Annotated in this window: 12 protein-coding genes and 3 pseudogenes; 8 read left to right on the plus strand and 7 right to left on the minus strand. The window is 42.8% G+C overall.

Going from position 1 to position 8809, the window contains the following annotated elements:
• Nucleotides 1–122: 122 nt before the first annotated feature.
• The 4 genes from AC0IYG_RS27715 to AC0IYG_RS27730 all read left to right on the plus strand — a co-directional run bounded on the left by AC0IYG_RS27715 (nucleotide 123) and on the right by AC0IYG_RS27730 (nucleotide 1440).
• Nucleotides 123–629, plus strand: a complete 507-nt coding sequence (locus tag AC0IYG_RS27715) for a type IX secretion system plug protein (protein ID WP_471714329.1) — start codon at nucleotides 123–125, stop codon at nucleotides 627–629.
• 174 nt (nucleotides 630–803) lie between these two features.
• A complete protein-coding gene (locus AC0IYG_RS27720; RefSeq protein WP_471714330.1) occupies nucleotides 804–1049 on the plus strand; it encodes a hypothetical protein in 246 nt (81 codons plus the stop codon).
• A gap of 32 nt (nucleotides 1050–1081) precedes the next feature.
• The gene (locus AC0IYG_RS27725) at nucleotides 1082–1243 is read left to right on the plus strand and encodes a hypothetical protein (protein ID WP_471714331.1); all 162 of its coding nucleotides are present in this window, start codon (nucleotides 1082–1084) and stop codon (nucleotides 1241–1243) included.
• Between the two features lie 8 nt (nucleotides 1244–1251).
• On the plus strand, nucleotides 1252–1440 hold the full coding sequence (locus AC0IYG_RS27730; protein ID WP_471714332.1) for a hypothetical protein: 189 nt from the start codon (nucleotides 1252–1254) through the stop codon (nucleotides 1438–1440).
• A 25-nt stretch (nucleotides 1441–1465) separates the two neighbouring features.
• On the opposite strand, the pseudogene ychF reads toward AC0IYG_RS27730, so the two are convergent.
• A pseudogene (gene ychF, locus AC0IYG_RS27735) lies at nucleotides 1466–2566 on the minus strand (redox-regulated ATPase YchF).
• A 161-nt stretch (nucleotides 2567–2727) separates the two neighbouring features.
• Nucleotides 2728–3075 carry a DUF3276 family protein gene (locus AC0IYG_RS27740; protein WP_082213641.1) on the minus strand — a complete coding sequence of 116 codons (348 nt, stop codon included), beginning with the start codon at nucleotides 3073–3075 and terminating at the stop codon, nucleotides 2728–2730.
• A gap of 237 nt (nucleotides 3076–3312) precedes the next feature.
• Here AC0IYG_RS27740 and AC0IYG_RS27745 point away from each other — a divergent pair, with 237 nt between their 5' ends.
• A complete protein-coding gene (locus AC0IYG_RS27745) occupies nucleotides 3313–3771 on the plus strand; it encodes a septal ring lytic transglycosylase RlpA family protein (RefSeq protein WP_471714333.1) in 459 nt (152 codons plus the stop codon).
• 7 nt (nucleotides 3772–3778) lie between these two features.
• A pseudogene (locus AC0IYG_RS27750) lies at nucleotides 3779–4700 on the plus strand (DUF58 domain-containing protein).
• Here the strand turns inward: AC0IYG_RS27750 and AC0IYG_RS27755 are convergent.
• The 4 genes from AC0IYG_RS27755 to AC0IYG_RS27770 form a co-directional block, all read right to left on the minus strand.
• On the minus strand, nucleotides 4701–5075 hold the full coding sequence (locus tag AC0IYG_RS27755) for a magnesium chelatase domain-containing protein (protein ID WP_471714334.1): 375 nt from the start codon (nucleotides 5073–5075) through the stop codon (nucleotides 4701–4703).
• 50 nt (nucleotides 5076–5125) lie between these two features.
• Nucleotides 5126–5287: a hypothetical protein gene (locus tag AC0IYG_RS27760; RefSeq protein ID WP_471714335.1), complete on the minus strand. Its 162-nt coding sequence runs from the start codon at nucleotides 5285–5287 to the stop codon at nucleotides 5126–5128.
• Between the two features lie 79 nt (nucleotides 5288–5366).
• The gene (locus AC0IYG_RS27765; protein ID WP_471714336.1) at nucleotides 5367–5555 is read right to left on the minus strand and encodes a hypothetical protein; all 189 of its coding nucleotides are present in this window, start codon (nucleotides 5553–5555) and stop codon (nucleotides 5367–5369) included.
• A gap of 20 nt (nucleotides 5556–5575) precedes the next feature.
• Entirely contained in the window at nucleotides 5576–6082 is a 507-nt protein-coding gene (locus AC0IYG_RS27770) for an ATPase domain-containing protein (protein ID WP_471714337.1), read from the minus strand.
• A gap of 462 nt (nucleotides 6083–6544) precedes the next feature.
• Between AC0IYG_RS27770 and AC0IYG_RS27775 the strand changes: the two genes are divergently transcribed.
• The gene (locus AC0IYG_RS27775; RefSeq protein WP_471714350.1) at nucleotides 6545–6796 is read left to right on the plus strand and encodes a porin family protein; all 252 of its coding nucleotides are present in this window, start codon (nucleotides 6545–6547) and stop codon (nucleotides 6794–6796) included.
• A gap of 262 nt (nucleotides 6797–7058) precedes the next feature.
• Here the strand turns inward: AC0IYG_RS27775 and AC0IYG_RS27780 are convergent, their stop codons facing one another.
• Nucleotides 7059–7427, minus strand: coding sequence for a LytR/AlgR family response regulator transcription factor (locus AC0IYG_RS27780; RefSeq protein ID WP_471714338.1), 369 nt, complete (start codon nucleotides 7425–7427; stop codon nucleotides 7059–7061).
• Nucleotides 7428–7842: 415 nt separating this feature from the next.
• Here AC0IYG_RS27780 and pheS point away from each other — a divergent pair.
• Nucleotides 7843–8809: pseudogene (gene pheS, locus AC0IYG_RS27785) on the plus strand (phenylalanine--tRNA ligase subunit alpha); the annotation flags it as partial.

The raw sequence follows: 8809 nt of genomic DNA on the forward strand, positions 1-8809 counted from the left end.
TAGTCTTGTGCGATCATTTAGATTTATGTAAGTTAAAAAATAGTTGTTAGCGTGCAAAACACGTTTCCCTATTGAGACGTAACTTACATTCAAAAGTCACGTTGTTATTTCAAAGAATTATCATGAGGTCGATTTCGCTTTTTATATGGTTAATGCTGATTTGGATAAATGCGAGTGCGCAGTCGCAGAATATCCGGTTGGAAGACTACATATATAATGACAAGATCAAGACGGTCCTGCTTTCCCCGGCACTCGAAAATCCTGAAAATCCTACACGCCTGCTCACACCTGCGGTTAAGCCTTTGAATGGAACCGCACCGCTGGTTCTCGAATTCGATGATTTAACGGGTCAGTTTACTGGTTACCGAGCCAAAATCATCCATTGTAATGCAGATTGGACCAAGTCGAAGAATTGCATGATATTGAATTCACATTCGAATTCAACGAATATCCGATCAATGATCATCCAGCAGTCATTCAGCACGAAGGTTCCGTATTTTCATTATCGGCTTGAAGTCCCGAAGTTGAAATTATCAGGCAATTATGTGATTGATGTTTATTCAGATCGTGATAGAAAGCCTGTTTTAAGCCGGAGATTTATGCTTTATGAAACGCTGTGTCAGCGTTGATGCAAAGGCGCGGTTTTCACAAGGCATTCAGCAGCAAATACACTCGGATCAGCAAATTGATTTTGCAGTTAATTACAAAGGTTATCCCCTTAATGCTCCACAGACGGACCTAAAGGTCGGTGTTAAGAAAATCTTCGGTTCAACGAAACAAGGTCGGGTTTCAAACCAACCAATGTGCGCCCATTTGATCAGATTTTGGAATACACATTCTTTGATCTGGAAAACACATTCCCTGGCGGAAACGAATTTCGTTACTTCGACAGCAGGAGTTTGACTGGCAGAGGTTACGGTGTCAACGAGATTGAGCGATCCGATGAATTCACCCGGCTCATGCTTTTTCCCGACAAATCCCGCGCTGGAAATGCATACATGCAAATGGACGATTTCAATGGTCAATACATTGTGGATCAGCGCGAGTAGGAAATGGAAGCATTGAAGCCGATTACACGCCGGTGCTTTTTACATTACGCACGCCGCAAGATCCTAATGCGACCTTTTATGTCAACGGCGCATTTAATCTCTGGCAGCTCGACGAGCGCAACAAGATGACTTATAATGTTGCCACCAATGCATATGAAGTCGAAATTATGATTAAGCAAGGTGTGATAAACTAGATTACGCAATGGTCAAAAACGGAGCAAAACAGCCGGATGAGGCTTTTATTGAAGGCAATTATGGCGCAACGGAAAACGATTACGACATTCTGGTTTATCACCGTCCACAAGCCGGACAGGGCTCATTTATTGATCGGTTACCGGACTGTGGAGTGGAACAGGCGGCGATAAGGCACAAAAAAAGGAGCGACCATTGAGCCGCTCCTTAATCACTAATGTTTATTAAACATTGAAACGGAAGTGCATAATATCACCATCCGCAACCACATATTCTTTTCCTTCAACGGCCATTTTACCCACTTCTTTCACACCTGCTTCGGTTTTATATTGCTCATAATCAGCAATTTTAATCACCTCTGCACGAATAAAGCCTTTTTCAAAATCACTGTGAATTACGCCAGCAGCTAGGGGCGCTTTCCAGCCTTTAACAATCGTCCAGGCTCTTACCTCCTTACACCAGCCGTGAAATAAGTGATCAGATTAAGCAATGAATAAGATGCTTTAATGAGCTTGCTGAGACCAGATTCTTTCAACCCGTGTTCTCCCAGGAACATTTCATGCTCTTCCGGATCTTCGATTTCAGAAATCTGTGATTCAATCGCAGCACAAGGCACGATTACGTCTGCACCTTCATGTTTTACTGCTTCACGCAGTTTTTCAGAATATTCGTTGCCGGTAAGCATAGAATTTTCATCCACATTAGCAACATATAGAACTGGTTTCGCTGTCAGCAATTGCAGATCACCGATCACAGCTTCTTTTGTTTCTTCATCAATCACCACGCTGCGGGCATTTTTGCCTTCTTCGAGTGTTGATTTATATTTTTTCAACCATTCCAGTTCTGCTTTTGCTTTCGCATCGCCGGCACGCGCACCTTTCTCTGTTTTTCTGAATTTTCTTTTCAACAGATTCAAGATCTTTCATCTGTAATTCGATGTCAATGATCTCTTTATCAAAAACAGGATCAACGCGGCCTTCCACGTGAACGACATTCTCGTCTTGAAAACACCTCACAACGTGCACAATGGCATCCACTTCACGAATGTTAGCCAAAAATTTATTTCCTAACCCGGCACCCTGGCTTGCTCCTTTTACAAGACCCGCGATGTCTACGAATTCTATGATTGTTGGAATAACCTTTTGCGGATTAACCAATTTTGTCAGAATGTCCAAACGTTCGTCGGGCACGGTTACCACGCCTACGTTCGGTTCTATTGTGCAAAAAGGATAATTGGCAGCTTCGGCTTTACCGGTTGAAATGGCATTAAAAAGAGTGGATTTCCCTACGTTCGGCAATCCCACGATCCCACATTGAAGACTCATGTTATAATTTATGCAGTTAAAAGCAGGTAGTTTTCAATGCAACTGCGCAAAGAACTCCTGTCTGCCAGATGAAATTTTTTGCAAAATTACCATTTAGCGAGTACAAAAACCAAAAGCCTTCGTAATTGATTGCGAAGGCTTTTTTCAATATCTTAATTTTTTTAATCCCACTTAAGGTCCGACTCACCAACTACGTCCACCTCATCGGCTTTGGCTTCGAACTGGGAAAAGTCAACTTCCGGCATCAACTCTGTTTTCACGTGATCCACGGCATCTTTCAAAGCATCAACGAACTTATCGAAGTCTTCTTTGTATAAAAACATTTTGTGTTTTTCATACGTGAACCCGTCTCCCTGCGGATGGCGGCGACTTTCTGTGATGGTAAGATAATAATCGTTGGATCGCGTCGAGCGAACATCGAAGAAGTAAGTCCGTTTTCCTGCCCTGACCCTTTTGGAGTAGATTTGCTCTCTGTCTTCCACTATGTTAAGTTTTAAATAGGTTTTCAAACGCTAAAATATAAAGTTTATTGCTGCTAACAAAAAAACGGGCACATATTAGCAATTTGTTAGTATTGACTAGTACATTTTCCATTCAGCATATCACTTTTACTTCCAAAAGTGTTCTTTTTAAAAAAGATTTTACTAGCTTTGAAATTCGTGGGTTTCCGTTTTTTCGGAGTTTCCCAAATAAACGGTATGAAATAAGGCGTTTTGCCTTATTATGTTTCACCTAAAACCAGAGATATGACTTATAATCGTATTCTGATTCGCATCCTGTTAGCTTTCGCTTCCGCACCAGCAGCTTTCGCACAAATTAAGCTGGGCAAAACAGAGACCGGTCACGCTTCGTATTATGCGACCAGGTTCAATGGCAAAAAAACCTCTTTTGGAGAAGTGCACAAAAGCACTGAATTGTCAGCAGCTCACAGAAGTTACCCGCTTAATACGATGCTCGAAGTAACGAATCTGGATAATGATGAAAAAGTAATAGTAAGAGTAAATGATCGGGGGCCTTATGCTAAAAACAGGTTAGTCGATCTAAGTAATGAGGCCGCCAGATTGCTGGGCATTATTGCAAAAGGCGTTGCCAATGTTTCGATCCGTGTCGTGGGAATGGAAGGAATGGTCCTCCTCGATCATAACGAACAAATAAGATCAGAAATCGGGAAAAGTGGTCGCGATGCGCGGCAATCGATAATGTAAAATTCTAATGAGCAGCCGGCAACTTGATCTAGCAAAAGTAAGGGAGTTTGGTAACCTCGAATTTTTGGCCAAGCAATTGGTCGAAGGCTTTATCACCGGGTTGCACAAATCTCCCTTTCACAGGCTTTTCTGTCGAGTTTGCAGAACATCAACTTTATAATACAGGAGAAACCACCCGTAACATTGATTGGAAGGTTTATGCTAAAACCGACCGGCTTTATGTGAAGCGTTACGAGGAAGAAACCAATCTACGCTGCCATTTACTGCTGGACACTTCTTCGTCCATGTATTATCCCGAAGACAGTTATGGCAAAATGACATTCAGTGTCATGGCCGCCGCAAGCCTTACTTATCTGCTTCAAAGACAGAAAGATGCAGTCAGTCTTTGCACGTTTTCTGAGAACATTGAGATACAGACTGCTGTAAAATCTACACCGTCACATGTCCACAAAATTATCTTAGAGCTGGACAATGTGCTGCAAAGCAAACGTCCACTGCTTAAAACTTCCGTTGCCACTGTCCTTCATCAAATTGCCGAAAAAATTCACAAACGTTCATTGGTTGTGATTTTCAGTGATATGTTTGACAATCTGGAAGAAGCTGATAAAATCTTTTCTGCGTTGCAACGTTTGCGGCACAACCTGCATGAAGTGCTGCTTTTTCATGTTACGGACCGCAAAACCGAAGAATTCCTTGCATTTGAAAACCGGCCTTACGAATTCATCGATCTTGAATCCGGTGAAAAAATCAAGGTTCAACCAGGATCAAAGGTTGTTCGGGATTCATATAAAGAATTCGTAGGCGATTTTTACCAAAAATTAAAATTGAAATGTGGCCAGTACAAAATCGATTTCATTGAAGCTGACATTGCAAAAGGCTTTGATCCGATCCTGATGGCTTACCTGGTAAAACATTCAAAAATGAGATAATTACGTATTCAGGAAGAGTGACATAAAAAGCTCATCCAGATGCGCAACCGCAATAACCTCAATCTTGAATTTCTTCATATCCAATCCTTTGCTGTTGTATTTCGAAATGTAGATTTTCTTGAAGCCGAGCTTCTCAGCCTCAAATATCCTGTTTTCTATCCGGCTAACAGCCCTCACTTCTCCGCCAAGCCCCACTTCCGCAGCAAACCCAACCGACGCAGGAATGAATTTGTCTTCATAAGAAGAAACAATTGAGGCGACAACCGCGAGATCTATCGCTGGATCTTCCACTTTCAAGCCACCTGCCACATTTAAAAACACATCCTGAACGCCTAAACGGAAACCACCGCGTTTTTCAAGCACCGCAAGTAACATTTGCAATCTTTTTCCGTCAAAACCTGTGCTGCTCCGCTGTGGGGTTCCAGTCAGTTGCTAACGCTCACAAGCGATTGTATTTCAATGAGCAACGGGCGATTTCCTTCCATCATAGAACCGATTGCAATTCCGCTAACCGGCTCATCACGCTGAGAAATCAGGATTTCCGAAGGATTACTCACCTGACGCAGGCCAGATACCATGCATTTCATAAATACCTAATTCCAAGAAGTGCTTCCGAAACGGTTTTTGACCGTCCGCAAGATCCGGTAAGTGTTATGCCGGTCACCCTCAAATTGCAAGACCGTATCCACCATGTGTTCCAACACTTTTTGGTCCTGCTAATGATCCATCTTTTGTAATGTGACCAATCAAAAACACGGGCACACCCATCTCCTTAGCACATTTCAATAAACTCGGCAGTGCATTCCCGCACCTGCGAAACGCTTCGGCACCCGACTCAATGTAAGTCGACTGCATGGTTTGAATCGAGTCAATGATCAGTATCTCAGGCTGAACTTCTTCGATCTGCCTGAAAATGCTTTGCGTATGTGTGTCGGTGAGGATGAAGCATTTGTCTGCTTTTTGCGTCCAGTTCGCTCGGCCCGCATTTTGATTTGCTGTTCAGATTCCTCGCCTGAAACGTACAAAACCTTTTTATTAGATAGGGTCAATGCGATTTGAAGCATCAATGTCGACTTGCCGATTCCAGGCTCGCCACCAATCAGCACTAGCGAACCCTGAACAATTCCTCCGCCTAAAACCCGGTTAAGCTCTCCGTCAAAAGTTGTTATTCTAGGTTCATTCTGATATTCGATCTCGGCAATCGCGCGTGGCCGGCTCGCCAGGTTCACGCCTTTCCAGGCAACCGCGGTTTTCTTGTCTTCTTTCTCTATAACTTCCTGAACGAAAGTATTCCATTCTCCGCACGAGGGGCAGCGGCCCACCCATTTGGGTGAATTATACCCACATTCCTGACAAAAATAAGCTGTCTTGGCTTTGGCCATAAGTAGAAAAGTAATATTTATATATGCTTAGATATAAACACGATTTAGCCAATATTTATCCAAATATTTGGAACGCTTCCGCCACAAAATCAAAAAAAATGTAGGCTGGGTATAAGTTTTTTATTTTTTGGCGTTATTATCCGGTTTTACCTAAAAAATTATATTATCCATGAACATCCTGACAGAAAGTGGCTTGTATCTGTCTGTTATGCATTTTTGCATTAACATCAGCGCAAGCTCAGAAAAAAGGTTTTGGCGTTCGGGGAGCCAGGGGCGGCGGCGGTATTATCTCACGCCTGACGACGGGAGATGTGTTTACAACGCGTTACGATGCAAAGGGTCGGAAACCGGCATTTGGGATACGATGGAAAGGAAGTAAATGAGACAATTTAAAGCAAAGCTTGGAATACGAGAACCGGTGCAGTAGGCGGAATTTACGCAAGATTCGGACGCACATTATTTATACAGCCGGAAGTGCTGGTTTCGACCAAAGGCGGTTCATTTGACATTATCAAAACCGATCTTGAACAGCCGGTGTCGGAAACGATAAGTGTTAAATACAGCAACATTGATGTCCCTTTATTAATCGGGTTCAAAGGCGGACCGCTCAGAATTTTAGCCGGACCGGTTACTTCATTCCGGATTGGAGATAATCAGCGATTGAGAGACGCTTTCAAATATTACACAACTGATTTCATACACTTCAATGTCTGAGGCAACATTCGGTTATCAGCTGGGAGCCGGATTGGATATTGGCAGTTTTAGTCTGGATGCGCGGAGAGAGGGTTCATTTACCAATCTTGCCTCTTTCAAGTAAACGGAAAAGCAATTGGTGGAGATGATTCTGTGAAACAGAAGATCAGCTCATGGCAAGTAACGCTTGGCCTGAAACTGTTCTAATACACATTGCCTTAAAACAAAACGAGCAGCCTTCGATCTAAGCGATGGCTGCTGTTTTTATGAATAACCCACTAATTTAATTTCCACCAAAAAATCTTATGCAGAAATGCGAAGCGCAGTGCGATCGAACCTGCCTGTGATTTCCTTTATTTTTCTGCGAGATACTGTCTACTTCTTTGCCGCAAGACAATTTCAACATGCGGTCATCTTCAAGGCGCTCAACTACATAATCCGAGTTAACAAGATAGGATTTGTGAACACGCATGAAATTTGGATTAAGCTGACCAGCAAGCGATTTCAATGTTTTAGAAACCAGATATTTCTTGCCAGTGTTCGTATATATAAAAGTGTAATTGCCTTCACCTTCCAGGAATGTAATAACCTCAGGGAGCCGCAGATATGGTCCGGCCCATTGATTGCACGGAGATAGAAGCGCGGCCGCCATTCAAAGATTTTTCCTGTAGAGTTGGCGCGAGTAAAGCTTGAAAAGTTTTTCATGGTAATAGCGACTAATATGTTTTGTTTTCCTGAATCAAAATTAGCAGATCGCGCTATTTCTGGAAATACGTAAAAGTACGCCGTGAACTTGCAACTGAATTGATAATCAAATTATTAATAATTCATAAGAAAGCAAATGACGTAAGTAAACTCAGTAAAATGCGTAATTTTACTTACTCCCGAAAATCAGCTGTTCAGTGAAAAAATTGCCTGTTGAATCGATTAGCGTTGATGAATGCACAGCAGTGGGCCTAACTTTAATTATCTTTGCAGCGATTTTAATGTGAATTCCGGTGCATACCAGCCTCCAGACATTGATAAAAAGCAGTAGTTTATGATTACCGAAAAGGTCGAAAGAATTAATCTCGGAAATAGAGCAGATAACAGTTGACAGCAAAGACCAACTGGAAGCTTTCCGCCTCAAATACATTAGCGAAAAGGGCGTTGTTACAGAATTGTTCGAAGGCCTCAAGACATTCCGCAAGAAGATCGTCGCGCTGTTGGACAGGAATTGAACACCCTTAAAAATCTGGCTCAGAACCGTTTTCAGGAATTCTATGCGGCAATTGAAAGTGCTTCAGACACTAATCCCGAAATGCTGATTGATCTGACTTTGCCGGTCGTTCCTAATCAGCAGGGCAGCTTGCACCCGCTTACCATTGTGAGACGGCGCATCATTGAAATTTTCGAAAGAATGGGCTTCAATGTTTCCTATGGACCGGAAATAGAAAAAGACTGGTATAATTTCAGCGCGCTCAACTTTGCTGATAACCACCCTGCGCGCGAAATGCAGGACACATTTTTTATCTCAAAAAGTGAAGGTGAGGTTAAGGATGACGTTTTGCTGCGCACCCACACTTCCAATGTGCAAGTGCGGCTGATGGAACGCCAGAAGCCGCCTATCCGGTCAATTATGCCTGGGGCGCGTTTTCAGAAATGAGGCTATTTCAGCACGTGCGCATTGCGTTTTTCATCAGGTTGAAGGTTTATATGTGGATCGCAATGTGAGTTTCAAAGATCTGAAAGACACATTGTATCATTTTGCAAAGGAAATGTTTGGCAAGGAATCACAAATTCGCCTGCGTCCACTCCGACTTTCCATTCACAGAACCCAGTGCTGAAATTGATGTTACCTGCTTCATTTGCAAAGGAAAAGGCTGTAACATTTGCAAATACAGCGGTTGGGTTGAAATTGCGGGCTCAGGAATGGTTGATCCGAACGTCTTGACAAACTGCGGAATTGACAGTGAAGAATACACCGGATTTGCCTTCGGGATGGGAATTGAGCGGATTACAATGCTTCGATACGGAATCAATGATCTCCGCCTG

The organism is Dyadobacter sp. AC419 (assembly GCF_979253085.1).